At 42.5% G+C, this 16,927-nt stretch carries 17 protein-coding genes; 2 read left to right on the forward strand and 15 right to left on the reverse strand.

Features of this window, described 5'->3' with window-relative positions; all coding sequences use genetic code 11:
- Positions 1 to 5 precede the first annotated feature (5 nt).
- Positions 6 to 842 (reverse strand): YitT family protein, encoded by an 837-nt coding sequence (locus tag IGI88_RS03335; RefSeq protein WP_005234105.1) that lies wholly within the window; start codon positions 840 to 842, stop codon positions 6 to 8.
- 65 nt (positions 843 to 907) lie between these two features.
- Positions 908 to 1,828: a cation transporter gene (locus IGI88_RS03340; protein ID WP_086297959.1), complete on the reverse strand. Its 921-nt coding sequence runs from the start codon at positions 1,826 to 1,828 to the stop codon at positions 908 to 910.
- A 325-nt stretch (positions 1,829 to 2,153) separates the two neighbouring features.
- On the opposite strand from IGI88_RS03340, the gene IGI88_RS03345 reads away from it, so the two are divergent.
- Complete coding sequence (locus tag IGI88_RS03345) at positions 2,154 to 2,945, forward strand: L-threonylcarbamoyladenylate synthase (protein ID WP_429960202.1); 792 nt, start codon at positions 2,154 to 2,156, stop codon at positions 2,943 to 2,945.
- A 106-nt stretch (positions 2,946 to 3,051) separates the two neighbouring features.
- On the opposite strand, the gene IGI88_RS03350 is transcribed toward IGI88_RS03345, so the two are convergent.
- Entirely contained in the window at positions 3,052 to 3,369 is a 318-nt protein-coding gene (locus tag IGI88_RS03350) for a hypothetical protein (RefSeq protein ID WP_429960203.1), read from the reverse strand.
- 514 nt (positions 3,370 to 3,883) lie between these two features.
- On the opposite strand from IGI88_RS03350, the gene IGI88_RS03355 reads away from it, so the two are divergent.
- Positions 3,884 to 4,201: an RNHCP domain-containing protein gene (locus IGI88_RS03355; RefSeq protein ID WP_008380645.1), complete on the forward strand. Its 318-nt coding sequence runs from the start codon at positions 3,884 to 3,886 to the stop codon at positions 4,199 to 4,201.
- Between the two features lie 209 nt (positions 4,202 to 4,410).
- On the opposite strand, the gene IGI88_RS03360 is transcribed toward IGI88_RS03355, so the two are convergent.
- The 12 genes from IGI88_RS03360 to IGI88_RS03415 all read right to left on the reverse strand — a co-directional run bounded on the left by IGI88_RS03360 (position 4,411) and on the right by IGI88_RS03415 (position 16,927).
- Complete coding sequence (locus IGI88_RS03360) at positions 4,411 to 6,180, reverse strand: ABC transporter ATP-binding protein (protein WP_005234100.1); 1,770 nt, start codon at positions 6,178 to 6,180, stop codon at positions 4,411 to 4,413.
- 2 nt (positions 6,181 to 6,182) lie between these two features.
- Complete coding sequence (locus IGI88_RS03365; protein WP_142437423.1) at positions 6,183 to 7,892, reverse strand: ABC transporter ATP-binding protein; 1,710 nt, start codon at positions 7,890 to 7,892, stop codon at positions 6,183 to 6,185.
- A gap of 229 nt (positions 7,893 to 8,121) precedes the next feature.
- Positions 8,122 to 8,523, reverse strand: a complete 402-nt coding sequence (locus tag IGI88_RS03370) for an MmcQ/YjbR family DNA-binding protein (RefSeq protein WP_034878364.1) — start codon at positions 8,521 to 8,523, stop codon at positions 8,122 to 8,124.
- A 289-nt stretch (positions 8,524 to 8,812) separates the two neighbouring features.
- A complete protein-coding gene (locus IGI88_RS03375; RefSeq protein WP_034878363.1) occupies positions 8,813 to 9,430 on the reverse strand; it encodes a LysM peptidoglycan-binding domain-containing protein in 618 nt (205 codons plus the stop codon).
- Positions 9,431 to 9,758: 328 nt separating this feature from the next.
- The gene (locus tag IGI88_RS03380; RefSeq protein ID WP_016612741.1) at positions 9,759 to 11,042 is read right to left on the reverse strand and encodes a uracil-xanthine permease family protein; all 1,284 of its coding nucleotides are present in this window, start codon (positions 11,040 to 11,042) and stop codon (positions 9,759 to 9,761) included.
- A gap of 40 nt (positions 11,043 to 11,082) precedes the next feature.
- A complete protein-coding gene (gene guaD / locus IGI88_RS03385) occupies positions 11,083 to 12,447 on the reverse strand; it encodes a guanine deaminase (RefSeq protein ID WP_429960204.1) in 1,365 nt (454 codons plus the stop codon).
- A 252-nt stretch (positions 12,448 to 12,699) separates the two neighbouring features.
- Complete coding sequence (locus IGI88_RS03390) at positions 12,700 to 12,975, reverse strand: helix-turn-helix domain-containing protein (protein WP_005228477.1); 276 nt, start codon at positions 12,973 to 12,975, stop codon at positions 12,700 to 12,702.
- Complete coding sequence (locus IGI88_RS03395; protein ID WP_060791427.1) at positions 12,962 to 13,330, reverse strand: type II toxin-antitoxin system RelE/ParE family toxin; 369 nt, start codon at positions 13,328 to 13,330, stop codon at positions 12,962 to 12,964. Before IGI88_RS03395 ends, IGI88_RS03390 begins: the two co-directional genes overlap by 14 nt.
- A 169-nt stretch (positions 13,331 to 13,499) precedes the next feature.
- On the reverse strand, positions 13,500 to 14,834 hold the full coding sequence (locus tag IGI88_RS03400; RefSeq protein ID WP_429960205.1) for a hypothetical protein: 1,335 nt from the start codon (positions 14,832 to 14,834) through the stop codon (positions 13,500 to 13,502).
- A 156-nt stretch (positions 14,835 to 14,990) separates the two neighbouring features.
- Positions 14,991 to 15,332: a PTS lactose/cellobiose transporter subunit IIA gene (locus IGI88_RS03405; RefSeq protein ID WP_375838592.1), complete on the reverse strand. Its 342-nt coding sequence runs from the start codon at positions 15,330 to 15,332 to the stop codon at positions 14,991 to 14,993.
- Between the two features lies 1 nt (position 15,333).
- Positions 15,334 to 15,633 carry a PTS sugar transporter subunit IIB gene (locus IGI88_RS03410; RefSeq protein ID WP_429947688.1) on the reverse strand — a complete coding sequence of 100 codons (300 nt, stop codon included), beginning with the start codon at positions 15,631 to 15,633 and terminating at the stop codon, positions 15,334 to 15,336.
- A 28-nt stretch (positions 15,634 to 15,661) separates the two neighbouring features.
- Positions 15,662 to 16,927 carry a PTS sugar transporter subunit IIC gene (locus IGI88_RS03415; protein ID WP_061053196.1) on the reverse strand — a complete coding sequence of 422 codons (1,266 nt, stop codon included), beginning with the start codon at positions 16,925 to 16,927 and terminating at the stop codon, positions 15,662 to 15,664.

Raw genomic sequence — 16,927 nt, forward strand, 5'->3', positions numbered from 1 at the left:
TACGCTCATTCGATTGGGTGATAACTAAAGCCTTGGCCCAGTACTTCTGAGACATTATTGACGATCACAAACGCTTTTGGGTCAATGGTCTCAATGATTTGTCTGATCTGCATAAATTCTTGGTCGCTGGCCACGATCAACAGTACTTGTTTGTCTGCTTGCTGGTAGCCGCCTTGGGCAGCCAATAGTGTGGCACCACGAGCTGTTTTATCAAAGACTGCTTCTCGAATCTCGTTCACGTGGTTCTCACTTAAGATCATGATGGATTTCTTCCGGTTAAAGCCCGTTTCAATGTAGGTCATCACACCAGAGGTGATCACGATCGATAATATCGCAAACAAGAACTCTTCAAACCCGAAAACGAACAAGTTCATGGAGACCACGATCGCATCGGTCGCCAGCAAGCCAATCGCTGGATTCAAATTAAAGTATTTCTTGAAAATCAGCGGTGGAATCGTTGTACCACCGCTAGAAGATTGATTTTTGTACAAAATCGCTACTCCTAAAGCAAAAATCGCACTGCCAAATATCACGGAAAGCAGCCGATCTTCAGCCACCATATATTCTGGGACTAAAGCAATTGCTACTGGAAAAGCAAAACTACCATAGAGGACTTTCAAAAAAGGCCCCTTCCCTAAAAAGGCATAGGCAAGAATAAGCATGAGAATATTCAAGACCATGATCACAGCCGCTCGATCCCAACCGAGTGCTGACTCTAATAAAATACCGATTCCGCTGACACCGCCAGCTGCCACATGATGCGGGCCTAAAAATAAATTGATGCTTGCCGCTAACAAGAAAAGTGCTGCGGTGATTTTTCCATAGGTTTTCAGAATTGTCATTTGTTTCCTCTTTTCTCTGTCATTTTCACAAGTTGATTCCGTCAGTGACCGATTAGCAGCCATTCTTACTCCTCACTATACGCCCATTTGATGTCACCGACAAAATTTATGTTTAGCCAGAGGGAATAACCGGAAATCTGTTGGCTGATTGCTTGATTCAATCGTTCTCGCAAGGGATCTTGCCGCCCTACTGTATCAAGAGGAGTTGCAGGTAAAATCACTACATCTAATTCCACAATAACTTGATTACCGACTTTAGCGGTACGTAACACAAAGTCCACCACTTCTTCTGCGCGCAATTCTTTTTCAACGATCGTCATGATCGTTTCTCGCAGTTCTTCTTTTGGGGTAGAAGAAGTCAATTCTAAAATCGCTGCTTTCAACTCTTTTATCGAAAGCTGGATAAAGAATAGGGTGATCCCGATGGAGATGATTGGGTCGACATACATCGCAAAATTCCCATAGGGACTGGCTTGAATCAGCCATGACACAAGAAATGAACCGACGACACCCAGACTAAAGAAAAAGCCGAAACGCCATTGTTCTAGTTCTACCCAGTAAAAGGGATGAGTCAGTGGTTTCTTTTTTAAGTACAAGTAAAAAGAGAAACAGTAGATCGTACCAATCAGCGAGAAATACAAACCGATTGGATCAATCATGCCATCACTGACGTGTAATAAACTAAAAGCAGATTCAATGATTCCATAAATTGAAATCAGCAAGATGATACTATATTGAATAAAAACAACCAACGGCATCAACGCTTCTTTGCCGAATGGGAAACGTTCAAAGTCTTGGGCTTGGATATATTTTGCCACATACAAAGCAATCAGTGACATCACTGCACCAATCAATGTATAAACACCATCTAACAAGAGGACGTTATAACTGACCAGTAACCCAAAAAGCAAGGCACCGCCACCATAAATACTCCCAGCGACAATCGATGCCAGCAAAAGCTTGCGTATTTTTTTCTTTTCACTCATGATACTCCTCTTTCTTTTTTTCAAAAAAACTATCAATTTGATTGCATTCTTCTATCTATAAGCCTATCTTCCCATATAAATAACATAAAAAACAGTCAATTTTTTCATGCAAAGCGGAAAAAAATAGTATTGCTGTCAATCATTCACTCTATTCTCTAGTGATGCATATTCGATCTTTCTATTCCACTCTTTTTACATTCTGGTGTAAATCCCCTTGACTACGCGGATTGATTCCCTTATCATCAAGGGTAACCATATTCAATCAGAATTTTCAGAATATTCCGTTATATTTTTCATAACGGCTATTCATTGGAAGACAGGGAGGATGAAGAGAGTGAATGAAGCAAAACAAGTCCCATGGGCAGGAGAACCAAACCAACGAGCGATCAACTATTTGAATGAAGAAGGCAAAGTGATCGTCTGCCCAACCAAAGTCGGCTATATCATTGCCGTCTCTGATAAAAAAGGGCTGGAACGCAAGTTTTCAGCAAAGAATCGCAAGCGTAACAAACCAGGTGTCGTTCTTTGCAGCTCATTGGAGCAGCTACATGAATTAGCCGAGTTAAATGCGGAAACCGCCGCTGTTTATGAAACGTGTTGGAACAATGACGTGTTATTCGGTGCGATTTTGCCTTGGAAAGAATCAGGAAAAGCCTATATCCCAAAAGATGGTTCAGAAGAATTGATGACGGACATTCGGGGAACCAGCTGTTTCGTGATCAAATTCGGTGTCCCTGGTGAGCAGATCTCAAAAGAACTTTGGGATCAAAAAAAGAAATTGCTTTTCGCAAGCTCAGCGAACCCTTCAGGCAAAGGAAACCGCGGACTTGTTGAAGGGATCGGCGAACAAATCGCGCAAGAAGCCGATCTAATCATTGAAGGCAACGACTATGTTGCATCGATCCAACCAGACAAAACGCTGGAAACCCGCTACGAACAAGGAGTCATGGTTTCTTTCGTTGATAAAGACGGTAACTTGATTCCAGAGCAAGGAGACCAACGCTCCATCACTCCCGCACCTGTCTTGATCCGTAAAGGACTCGATGTTGAAAAAATCCAAATGTACCTTTCTGATCACTTCAACTCATGGGACTATCGCCACGGGGAGTATTATTAATCTTTCATCGTCAACAAAGAACCGAAGAACCAGCTAACGGCCCTCCTTTTCAAGGAAAAACGCTCAGCTCGTTCTTCGGTTTTTCAATAGAAAAAATACTTTTCTTCTATCGTGTTTCTTTCAAAAGCTGAATGATCTGTGCCTGTTGTTTGATGATCGTATCTTGTTGCTTGATTTTAATCCAGTTTTGGTCGATTTGGATAGCTGCTCCGAGATTTTTGTAACTAAGGTTGGGGATCTCCATGAAATGTATTCGGTGTGCAGATAAGTCATTAAAGATCTGAACAGACAGTCCCTCACTCAATTCATGAACCTTTTTTTCTACAATATACTGGTTGATCAGGTCTTCTACAGTCAAACGCTTTTTTCGTTTCTTGCCTTGTGTGCCATTCGAATTTTCAGATTTCTTGTTCGTACCAAACATTTTTGTTCTCCTTTCGTTAGGTCATCCTTCCTCCATTTTGTGATTCCGTGTCTCTTCTTCAGTGACCAAAATAAAATTGAGCGAAACCTACATACGAACATTTTGTCATAAAATAGCATTATAATCTACATTTTGTTGTTTTTAAAGATAAAAAAGGAGATAAATTACGATCAGGTTTTCTCTGTCATAGAATTCCAACTCTATTTCTGCTATAATCCCCTCATAAACACATAGGAGGGACTCTATGAAAAAGCATTCCTCAATTGCTTTCTAGGGGACGACGCCAATGACAGTGACTTTGGACTACACTTACTGCTGGGTTGTGGGCTGCCGCAACACAGTGCTTAGCACAAAACGAAAAAACTAAGCGTGGTACGGATTGCGAAATCGCATGAAGCTGGAAGCAGAAGTAATCGTTACGGACGGTGAATGTGTCCCTAGCCAAAGAAGCCTGATGAAGAACGAACGGAACCCTTTTCTCTCAAAAGAAATCATTCTTTTGGAGGAAAGCAAAATGAGAAAAGGTGAAAATACGACCTTTGTTTGTAAAAACTGCAGTACGCCTGTGGCACCCTTGACCAATGGTTCTTACCGCAACCATTGTCCCCAGTGTCTCTACTCGTTACACGTGGATATTCGCCCAGGTGATCGTCAAAATACTTGCCATGGCCTGATGCGACCCATCGATTATCGCCAACATTCCAAAAAAGGCTATCAGCTGCTGCATCAATGCACTCGCTGCAAAAACCAGCAGTGGAATATCGTGGCACAGGATACGCAACAGCCTGACCATTTTATTGAGTGGTTAGCTCAAACCGCTGCGTATCACTAAACAGCCAAAGAAGACCATGCTTCAGGCTGGTCTTTTTTGGTAATAAGAACAACGGCCCCCTTATACCACTAACTGCTCATAGACATTGTCGTCATAAGAAGTGCTTACTTTAACCTAAAAAAAAACAGCTCGCTGTCTCGTCGATTGGTTGACGAAATCAGCGGGCTGTCCTGCTAGTGTCTTCTTGATGATTTTACGTTGGTTTGCGCTTATTCAAAAACGAATTGATTGTGATACAGTTCCGCATAAAAGCCGTCAGCCGCCACCAATTGATGGTGATTGCCTTCTTCAATGACTTCGCCGTCCTTTAAGACAACGATGCGATCGGCATTCAAAATCGTCTTCAAGCGATGGGCGATCACAAAACTGGTTCGTCCTTTGATTGCTTCATCCATTGCTCGTTGAATTTTCGCTTCGGTCACGGTATCAACATTACTGGTGGCTTCATCCAAAATCAACAATTCTGGATTGGTCAAAATCGTTCGGGCAATACTCATCAATTGTTTTTGACCAGTACTGAAAAGATTGTTCTCTTCGGTGATCTCCGTGTCATAGCCTTTTTCCAACGTCATAACAAACTCATGGATATTGGCTTGTTTCGCTGCTGCAATGACTTCTGCTTCGGTCGCTTCTGGTTTCCCAAAAGCAATGTTTTCACGAATCGTCCCTGAGAACAGCACGGATTCTTGCAAAACGATTCCCACTTGAGAACGCAGCAGATCCAAGTCTAGCTCCCGGATGTCGATGCCGTCAAAGGTCACAGAACCACCATTCACATCATAGAAGCGATTCAACAAGTTCATGATGGTCGTTTTTCCTGAACCAGTCGGTCCGACCAATGCGACCATTTCGCCTTTGTTGACCGTGATCGACACATCTTTTAGGACCAATTTTTGACTGTCATACCCAAAGTCCACATGATTCAAAGCAACCGCCTCTTTGATGCCCTTCACTTTGATCCCGTCTTTTGGTTTGACCTCATCAGGTTCATCAAACATTTCATTGATTCTGCGCGCACCGGTGATCGCCAACTGAATCATGCTGTAACCAGAAGAGATCTGCATCAATGGTTGGTAATACTGCTGCGAATACTGGACAAAGGTCACAACTAATCCTAAAGCAACGGAACGTTCTAAGTCACCGTTCAATGCTAACCAGCCACCAAAGAAAATCACGATTGCCGTGTTCAACAAGGACATCCCTTGCATCAAGGGGAAAAGCAGCCCAGAGTAGACTTGCCCTTTGTAGGTAGCTTCCCGGACTTGTTGGTTGTGGACCAGAAAACCATCGATGGTTTCTTCTTGCAGTCCATTGGTGATGATGATTCGTTGACCACTGATTTTTTCATCGATATAGCCGTTTAATTTTCCGACTTCATCTTGCTGCAGATCGACATATTTGCGGGCTTTTTGGATCACGATCACCGCGATCAACACCGCAATCGGGGTAGAAGCAATCGTTGCCCATGCCAATTCAACGTTTTGACGGAACATCATGATCAAGATCCCCACCATTAAGACTACATTGGTCAGCACTTGCAACAATGCTTGGTTCAGACTGTTTTGGATGTTATCCAAGTCACTGGTGAAACGGCTCAAAATATCACCGTCTTGATGAGAATCAAAGAATTTGATCGTCAATTTTTCCAGTTTATTAAATAAACCGATCCGCATTCTGTTGGTTGATTTCCCCACCACTTGCGTGAACAAGATACTATAGACAAAATTAGCTGCACTGGCTAAGACATAAAAAATCAACAGTTTCCAAATGATCGATAGAAAAGCCGATTTATCATCGACCCCTTGCATCAAACCGCCAACATAATTCGCCAATTCCTGGAACGCTTCTCCGATAAAGACTGGCGCTTGTACTTGCAGATACGTTGCCAGAATCACCGTCACAAAAATGAATAGAAACGACCACTTGTATTGTTTTAAGTAATGGTAGAAAAATTTACTCGCTTTGAACAAATCTGTCATGGTTACTCCTCTCCTTTCTGTGTTGCGAAGATTTCTTGATAGATGGCATTGTTATTGGCTAAAAATTCATGGCTTCCTTCACCAACCAAACGTCCATTATCTAAAACGAAGATGCGGTCGGCTTTCACAACAGAGGCAATCTTTTGCGCGATAATGATTGTTGTCGTGTCTTTTAATTGTTTTTCAAACGCTTCGCGAACCAATTTTTCCGAACGAGCATCTAATGCACTCGTACTATCATCCAAAATCAAAATTTTCGGTTCACCGATCACGCCTCGAGAAATCGATAAGCGTTGCTTTTGTCCTCCAGAAAAATTGCTGCTGCGCTCGGAGACCGGCGCTTCAAAACCCGCTGTCAATTTTTGAATAAATTCGCTGGCTTGGGCGATTTCTGTTGCGCGAGACATCTCAGACTCTGAGGCATCTTTTTTCCCTTGCCGTAAGTTTTGGGCAATCGTTCCTGAAAAGAGGATCGCTTTTTGCAAGACAAAAGCGACCGTTTTACGCAAGCTTTGTTCATTGACTTCTTTCAAGTCAATGCCGCCAACCCGCACGACACCTTCTGTTGGGTCAAACAAACGGGGAATCAGTTGCGCCAGTGTTGATTTGCCGGCACCAGTCGCTCCTACGATCCCAATCATTTCGCCAGGTTTAATGGTAAAACTGATAGCCGTTAGGGCATTTTTTTCATCCCCAGGGTAACGGAAGCTGACGTTTTCAAAAGCGACACTTCCAGACAATTCTTGTTCTGGGACATCTTGGTATTGCAGATCCGGTTCGGTATCTAGAATCTCTTTGATCCGTTTTAGCGAAACTGCAGCCCGTGAAGTCATCATCATCATCATGCCGCCGATAATGATCGCCATCATAATTTGCATCAAATAATTCATGAATGAGGCAATTCCCCCAATCAAGGTTGGGTCATCTTTCGCTAGATCACTGACAAAGAAAATCGCGCCGACCACTGCTAAGTTGGCCGCCAGCATAAAGGAGGGGATCATTACAGAGAACAGGGTTCCTACAATAATATTATGCTTCGTTAACGTTTCACTGACTTTAGAAAAGCCTTGCAGTTGGTTATCTTCTTGAACAAAAGATTTCACCACACGAATCCCCATCAAATTTTCTTTGGCAATCCCATTGATTTTGTCGATCAAGTTCTGGATGATCATAAAGTGTTTGCCCATCCGTGTAAAGGATAGTGCCGTAATCACTAGGACAGCGATAATCAGTAAGACGATGATCCACCACAGTTGCGGCATGGTTGTCATCGCCAAAATGAAGGCACCGATAAATAAGAACGGGATCCGAAACAACGATTGTAGCGAGATCATCACTAAGTTTTGAATTTGCGTGATGTCATTGGTCAAGCGCACCACAAGATTTCCCGCTGAGAAGGTTTCGATATTTCCAAATGAGAATGTCTGGATTTTCCGAAACATCTCTTCCCGAATATCGGCACTAACGCCTTGCGCCACTTTCGCAGAAAAAACCGTGTTGATGATCCCTGCAACAAGGCCTAGCAATGCTAGCCCAATCAACTGCACACCAATTTTTTTCATTTCATCATTGTTTTCGGTAATAATTGATTCTAGCACTTGCTGCAAGAGCTTTGGCTGCCATAATGCAGCAACGACCATTAAAATGACCGATAATAAGGCAATGCTGGTTGCCGCTTTGTACTTTTTGACATGGCGTAAGACCAGATCCATATACGTACCACTCCTTTGTGTTTAGCAGAAAAGACTGCCAAAAAATTTCGGTTGCAAAACAATTTACCATGGATTACGGCTAGAAACAAGCGAACAAATAAAACAAAAAGAGCTTTCATGAAAGCTCTTTGAAAATATTGCATAAATGTTGGCGAAAATAATGAATGATAAAGGGATTATGATGATCCTCAATAGGGTCTTCCTTATTTTCTGTCGCTAAATCTTTGACTTACGATTCGCTGTTTTCCAGCTCACTTTTTTGTTTTTTTGTCAGTTTTTGTTTGACTAGATCGTAGGAAACCAAAATCATTTGTTCGATGTTTTCATCCATCAAGGCATCAGATACCAACTTGATGGTATTCCAATGGGTCTTATTGGCATAATACCCTGGAATGATGACGTCAGGAAATTGCTCTCGCAGCGTTTCGTTGACCTCGGGCAGATTTTTCAAAGTCAAAAACGCTGTTTCTTCTGCTTGCGGACTCATGATCCCAAACTGTTTCCCTACTAAATCAAAGTAGATTGCATCCCAATCTTCGCGGTAATAGACTTTGGCTCCCGGCAAGCCTTCCCCAAATGCTTGAAATCGCTGCATTTTTTTTGCAATTTTTTCTTCAATCGATGTACTCATTGTGTTTCCCCCACTTTCTGCTATCAAAATCGCCATTTTCTGTCTCAATTTTGACAGATTGAATCGCTTTCTGCTCTATTTCCTACTATTATACATGGTTGTCGTGGAAAAAGGGATTTTTTATCAGTGGCATGTCGACTGATAATGACGTTACATGCAGCTGTAAGCGGCGTTACATTCATTCACCTTTCTCAGAAGACACAAAAAAGCCCTCATCAGCGAGTAAGTTGTACTCGCCAATAAGGGCAATTGATTACTAGATATCATGGCCAAGATTCATTTTAGAATCTTAGTACCAACCATTTGCTTCCCAGAATGCTTTGGCAGCAGACCAAGAACCATAACGTGATGCTACATATTCATCAGCAACCTTTTCTTGGTTAGCAGCTGAATAGTCACCATTTAAGTAAGAGTTGGTTAATTGGTAACGACCATAGTATTGTCCGTTTGTCGCTGTATAAGAACCACCAGATTCTTTGTTTGCGATCCATTCTTTTGCTGAAGCTTCTGAGCCGCTAGCTGAAGAGCTGTAGCTTGAGCTGCTTTGTGTGCTTGCAGCAGCAGATTGTGTGTTGCTTGATTGTGAAGCTGCTGGTTCACTTGGTTGTTGTACACTTGCTGCAGCAGTCGTGTTTGCAGATTCTGTATAAGTGGCAGTGCCATCTGTAGGGATGATCAATGCTTCCCCAACAAAAATCAAGTTTTTATCAGCAATCTCGTTTGCTTCAACGATCGCACTGATCGTATCATCAGAGCTATAACCGTAAAAGTTAGTAGCGATTGTTGATAATGTATCACCAGATTGAACAGTGTATTGTTCGTCTGCAAAGGCGTCTTTCCCACCTAAGAAAAGGCCGAAACCGGCAAGGACAGCTGTACTAAGTAAAACAGTTTTTAAAGACTTCATATAATTAAATCTCCTTCTTTGAAACTCATTTTGCGTCATTTGAGATGACTCAAGCGCATAAACAAGTCTAACACCGAAGAATATTTCATAGGTAAAGAAATCATTACAGATGATTACGAAAACGACAGTTACCTTACGTTTCGTAAGAATTGAAAAAGACTATCATATCAAGCTTTTCTCTGCTGTAATTTTTAACATTACAGTTATTTTGTTTTCAGGTAAACCAGTTAACCTTAGAAAACCTTTCCTATATTACAAAAAACCCTCTTTTTACACAGACTTGTAACAAAAGAAGGAACGAGACAAGGTCTCATTCCCCATTTACTTCCTATTTTTTCTTCACTGGGATCAATTTATTCATGACGATCGCCGCAATAGCGCTTAAAGCAATCGGTGAATCTAATAAATATTGTAAGAATTGAGGCGCAGATTCTTTGATTTCTGCTGGCATAAACAACAAGCCGATGGCAATAATCAACGGTACCCCGATAATATACAACTCACGCTCGGAAAACTCTTCATTCTTAATGACCCGAAAGCCGCTCAACAAAATAATGACACAGACGACCGCGAACACGCCGCCGATGACAGCAGAAGGTACTGCGTGAATCAAGGCTGAAAGTTTTCCCATAAAGGACAATAGGATAAACCAGACGGATGCCATCACAAAGACTTTTTTACTAGCAACCCCAGTGATCGAAATGATCCCTGCATTGGTAGAATAACCAGTCACAGGGGTCGTTCCTACTAAGGCGGCAACCAAGCAGCCTAATCCTTCGCCGATCACGCCTTTATTGATCTGTTCATCCGTAACAGGTTCTTCTGTCACGGAACTGACCGCATACCAAGTACCTGTTGTTTCTGCTAGGAGCACCATATAGATCACTAGCATCGTTAAGATCGCTGAAACATCAAAGTGCAGGCCATAGTTTAGAAATACCAGTTTTGGCAGACTAAAGAAAGAAGCATCCGCCACCGACTGAAAATCAACGCCCCCCATAAAGGAAGCAATCACGGTACCGATAACCAAAGCAATAATGACCGAACTGATTCGGAAGTATTTTCCCATTCCCGGAAAATAATCACCTAACATGGAAAACAAAATCAAAATCGCCGCAGTAATCGCAGCCAACAACATGTTTTGATTGGCACTTAGTGTTTCAGTGGCAGGATAGATATTGCTGGTAAAGGCCGTTGGCAGCAATGTCAACCCAACGATCATAATGATCGTTCCACTGACGATCGTAGGAATAAAATGACGAACGATATACTTATAAATGCCCGTAAAACCTAGTAAAATGACTGCTGCGGCACCAACGATGCTGGCTCCTAACACCGTGTCCATGCCGTTGGCACCAAAATAAATACCGATGATCGCTCCAACGGGGACAAAGGATGGCCCTTGACATACGGGTAATTTCAAGAAAAAGAGGACTTGGATCAAAGAAGCGATCCCTGCTCCTAAAAAGGTCGATTGGATCAAACCTGATGCATCTGAAGAGGACATCGCCACCGCCGTTGCGATAATAAATGGCGGCACATACACGTCCATTGCCAACACATGCTGCAACCCTAAAAGTACTGCTTGACCAAAGGGAATGTCTTCATTCATTCCGATCGTTAAATGTTTATTTTTCGTTGATTCCACTGTCTCATTCTCCTCGTTTTTCGTGTACTTTTTTTCCTTGGACCCAGACTTGGCGAATATTTTGCATCGTTGCTAAGTACAGGATTTTTTGTAATCTTGCTTCGGGTGAGGTGAACACACCGAAGTCAGGCAAAGGATTTTCTTTTTGTCGCGTATCGATCACTTGCACATCAAACGCATAACCTTCTTTGATGACACCTACTGGTAATTTCAGTGCCTCACCGCCGCCTTTTGTCGCCAATGAGAACGCATCGATCACGGATATACGAGAATCGGCTACTCCTCGTGTGTTTTGAGGAAGCGTGACATCCACGCCATCTTCTAACATTCTCGAAGACATCACAGCTTGTTTGATGTTGTCATACAAACTCGGTGAAAAACCGCCGGAGATATCCGTTCCTAAACCAATCGTGACCCCTTGCTCTTTCAAGCGCTTGATTGGGATCACACCATTGGCAAAGTAGGCATTTGAGATGGGACAGTGCGCAACTGCGGCGCCGCTTTCGACAAAACGGGCGCCGTCAGCTGGGCTGATGAAATTGCCATGAGCCATCACTGCTTTTTCTCGCAACAAGCCGAAATCTTGCAGCACTTCGGTATCCGTTTTGCCAAATCGCTCTTGAACAAAGTCATGTTCCCATTGCCCTTCACTGCAGTGGGTCTGAACATGGACATCATATTTTTGAGCCAATGCGCCTAACCCTGCCAAGCCTTCATCGGTACAGCTCGGGACAAATCGCGGAGTAACCACAGGATAAACGCCTTGAGGTGCGGTCTTTGCGATTGCTTGTACTTCTTGAATAAAACGTTCTGTATCCGCTAATGCCTCTTCTGTTGATGCGTCCCGATAAAAAGCAGGATTGGCTTGAGGATCGTCCATAACGACTTTTCCGACTAATCCCCGTTGACCAAGAGCGGCACAAATCTTCGCCAATTGAAGGCTCGCTTCTAGATGGATCGTTGCAAAATAAAGAACCGTTGTCGTTCCTCTTGCCAACAACTGTGCCACCAAATCCTGATAGACAGCTTTGGCAAATGCTGGATCGGCATATTTTGCCTCCAGCGGAAACGTGCATTCATCTAACCAGACATTTAACGGTTCATCTAACGCGATCCCTGCTTGCGGCCATTGCGGTGCATGGACATGCAGATCAACAAACCCAGGTAAAAAACACTGGCCTGCAGATAATGCCTGCAGATTCTCTGATGCTTTCGCCAGCTCTGACTCATACCCTTGATCTGTTTTAGCAGTCACTTTTACGATGATCCCTGCGTCATCGACTTGAATCAAAGCTTCTTCTATATATTCTAGTTTTCCATCAGTTGGCGTATGGAAAACATCTCCTTTAAAATAGTGAATGGTTGCCATTTGTTTGATTTCCCCCGTTCTCTAAGACATTGTCAGGAAAAAGCCGTTCATTTAATGTTCCTTTTTCACTAACACGATGTTCTTATTTTAACGCTATTCGAAAATAGTGCAATAAAATTCACTATCATAAAGGAAGATAAAACGCTGAACGTTCGGTTTTTATGCGATTTCAAAAAAAGACACCGTCTAGAAATAAGACAGTGTCTGCTTTTTGAGAATATTCGCTTGGTTTATCTATAACTAAGGCGTTACCTAAACTAGACTAACGGTCAGGGTTTTTCCGAGGGCGGAAGCAAGTTTGGATAATGTTTCGAAACTTGTATTATCCCCTCTCTCAATACGTGCAATGGTTGACTGAGGAACAGCGGCGAGCTCTGCAAGTTCTCTTTGTGTGAGTCCTGCACTTTCTCGCGCTTTCATCAATGCTACAGCACTAGCAAGTTTCGCTTTTTCAGCTTCATATTCAGCTTTGAATTCAGTATCTTTCATTTTTTCTTTTAAAAAATCATTGAATTTAACTGTTGGCATCTTTGATCTCCTCCTCAAATTCTTTTCGGATCTCTATCGCTTTTGCTATTTCTTGAATTGGCGTCTTCTGCGTTTTTTTGGTGAAACCATGGGTAATAATGAATTTAGAACCTAGCCAATGAAAATATAAAGCTCTTTGAATGTTTCCTCCAATTCCTGATCTCAGCTCAAATAGGTTATCTCCCAGTTTTTTCACCCATTTCATTTTTTGAGCGATCAGTATTCCATGTTCTTCCACATTCGCAATGACTGCTAACATTTTTTTCTGGTCTTTCTCAGGTAACTGTTCAAAAAACTCAATAAATTCATTGTGTCCATTTGGTCGCTCATAAAACTCAAACTTAGGTTTGTCCATACACAAATGATAGCATATATGCTATCATTTGTCGATTCAAGTTACCGTTCATTATTCTTTCTTAGACTTTATTCCCTATAATTGGTTTCATCTTTTTTTCTAGTTGATACAAAACTACTTAACATTCTCTTTGTCGATTACACCGAATCAACTCCAAATCATTTCTCCATCATTTTTCTTTACGATTCCTACGAAATACCACCAGTCCGCCTACTAGCAAACAGAGTACTCCTGCAATCGAGCCCCATTTTGCTGGCTCTAAAAAGCTTTGGATCCTTGAGGTCTGATTCGTTGCCGTCGTTCCTGATAGCTGAAACAAGAAAGCCAGCGGCTGATGTTCAAAACGAAGAATGACGAACAGGAGTGTCATCAAAAGAAATTGATGTACCAGACTCCCTTTGTTTTGTGTGGCATACTTGGCTAAACTCTGCTGCTCAATTGCTTCCGGTTTTGCCGCCAAATACTGTTTCGTAAGCCATTGATTCAATCCCGCATTAAAGAAGCTAATGACGAATAAACTTATTGGGATCAGTGTGTCGCTGCTGAACAGAAGAACACCTGCCATCAGCCCAAGTAAATATGTTGGTACCAGCTGTTTTTCTAAACGATGAGCGAGTTTTCCTCCGAGAAACATCGCGCCAAAAAGGCCCAGTGCATATGGTAAGTAAACGTGCGTGCTTAGCGCTTGTGCTCCAAGTCGACCGGTAACATACACCGAGCCGAAAAGAAAAAGAAAGTTTCCGATCACCCCACGAATGAAGGTGAGCACATTTAGATGAAGTGGCTGTTTCCACGACTTACTGCGTTTCGTTAAAGTGATCAGCAGCAAAGCAAAGAGAAACAAGAAACCAGTGATCGCCCACTCAAAGAGGGCATTCGACTTGATCAGCCTGGCTGCTCGCAAGCCAAACAGTAAGAGAAAGAAAAAGAAATACAACAAAAATTGCTTGTTGAATAACTGGTTGCGCTGCATCAGCGGTCTTTTCGGTAGGTTTTTGAAGGTTTGACTACTCTTAGCCGCCAGCACAAAGAGTGCAAGATAACTGCCAAATAGACCAATGCCTCGAAGGTCATCAGGCAACCGTAAGGCAAACAATAAAACGAAAAGAAAGAACAGCGCCTCCTTCCAATCATTTTTCAGCGGCTGTTCAGTGAGCTTGGCTTTTTGGCGTACCATCAGGTCAGCTGGCGGCAACCAAGAAGCACTGATCCCCAACAAACCAGCAGCTGGCAAGAGTGCAGCGCTCCACCAAGTGCTCAAGATACCTACCAATGCGCCGGCGCCGCCGATCAAGACACTGGCTGCTAACAATGATGGTGCAAAAAGCGCCGTAAGCGTCTGTAAGAAAAAGACCCCTGTCATGCGAAAGGTATAAAAGAGCGCAAAGGCTAATGCTGCACTTAGCGACTGCTCTTTGCTCAAAGATAAGAAATAAAGATACGGGATGATCGTGATCGTATTGCTGATGATCAAAAGTGCGGTATGGGATTTTAAAACTTTCATCGTCCGACTCCTTGCCTTGATTTAAAGTTCCATCTTTCTTCTATCCTACACTTTCAAGCAATCCTGTCAACTTGCGTGCCAAATTTAAGCAAAAAGAAACCAAGTGTATTGTCAAAAGACTGACACTTCGTTTCTTTTTCTTATTGCGATTTTCGGCTAGGAGCCAGTAGACTGAATCATTTGCTTAATTGCCTGAATTTCTTCATACAACCCTTGAAACTCTTTTGCAAGCTCACTCATGATGTCTGCGCTCATCAAAAGATCTTCCGCATGACTTAATAGTAAGGACATCCAAACTTTGTCCCCTTGAGCTTCTTGTTGAACTAACTTCCGATGTGCCAAATGGGCTTCATGATAGTGTTCTTTTCCTTTTTCGATTGCTTGCAGTGCAGCCAGATTCTGGGCTTCTCTTCCTTTTTGAATACTTTCAAAAAAGCAACTTCTTGCCATACCCGCTTGCGAGATAATCTGAAAACAAATTTGTTCTTTTTCTTCCATTCTACTCTCCTATTAGTTCAAGTGCTTGTTCCAATGCTTTTTTTCCATCCATCATGCCATAGGTGCGCATGTCGATACTGGCTGCTGGACAAGCAACTAAGCCTTGGACTTCATTTAATCGGTAAGAAACTTGCGGTCCTAACAGTACGCAATCAGCATCTTTTGCTGCAGTCGTGACCGATTCAATGGAGAACGCATCGATCGCCACCGCTTCTCCTTTTTCTTGCGCTGCTTTCTTCATATTATTTACTAAGATGCCAGTAGACATGCCGCCAGCGCAAACTAACACTATTTTTTTCATCATTTTTCCTCCATTTTCTCGTTATTTGTTACTCAACGACTGCCGCTTGGGTTTGCAGATTCTTTTCTTCAGCTAGTGCTGCTTTGTCTTGCAGACGCATAAAAGGGATGTAGATGATGACACATAAGACAAATTGAATCAATTGTGCAATGATCCCTTGCCAGCCATTCACTAAGAAGCCACCGAAAATAATCGGAAAGCCAGTCGGGATATTGACTCCATTGTGATAAGGCAAAAAGCCGACAATTGTTAAGAGATATGCTGACAACACGGAAACAGCCGGTGTTAACATCAAGGGAAGCAGCATTCTGATATTCATCACCTGAGGAATCCCAAATTTGATTGGCTCAGAAATACCAAACATGGAAGGGATCAATCCAATTTTACCAACAGCTTTTAGTTGCTCTGATTTGCAGCCAAAAATAGCCAGTAAAGCGACTGCAAATGAACGAGCCCCGCGATTGTTCAAAATAAACCCAATCGTAAACAGATGTGGTAATGCTTGGCCGGCACTGTACGCCGCCAGATTATCAAGCCCTGGTTGGTAAAAGACCAACATCAAGATCGGATAAACAGCCAACACTCCGTGAATGCCAAAGAACCAAAGAAATTCGATAAACGCCACAATGATCATACAAGCAAAAATATTCGCTCCTAATAAGGTCAATGGAGCTTGTACCCAAGTATAGATCATATCTGTCAGTGTGCCGTAAGGAGTTGCCGCCATACCCACGTAAATGATGCCCATAATGGCTGAAACAATAATTGCTGGCACGATCGCTGCAAAGGATTTGTTGACGATCGGCGGTACCGAATCCGGCATTTTGATCATCAAATTCTTCTGTACACATAAAATGTAAATTCTGGCACCCAACAATCCGCCAAACATGGCGACAAACATCCCACCGGAGCCAAGGGTCGACAACTCCATCGTACGGGTTTCTTCTAAAGTCGAAATCGGACTCAAGATCAAAAATGATACCAAACTCATGATACCGGCATTTAGTTGATCCGCATTTAAATGCTCGGCTAATTTATAGCCAACTAGAAAGGCGACATAAACGGAAACGACATCGATCGTCATCGCGTTGACTTGGGTTAATAATGCTTTCACACCAATTTGTTCCATTATCTGTTGCGTTGCCCCAATGTCGATCGCATTGATCAAGGAAGCAATGGAACTGATCATCATGACGGGCATTAAGCCCATCATTGCATTGGCAATGGCTTTCATATAAATATTGTTTTGTACTTGAACGGCTGCAGCTAGTATTTTATCTTTCAGTGTATTCAT

The organism is Enterococcus sp. AZ179, from assembly GCF_050498885.1.
Classification (GTDB): domain Bacteria; phylum Bacillota; class Bacilli; order Lactobacillales; family Enterococcaceae; genus Enterococcus_D; species Enterococcus_D entomosocium.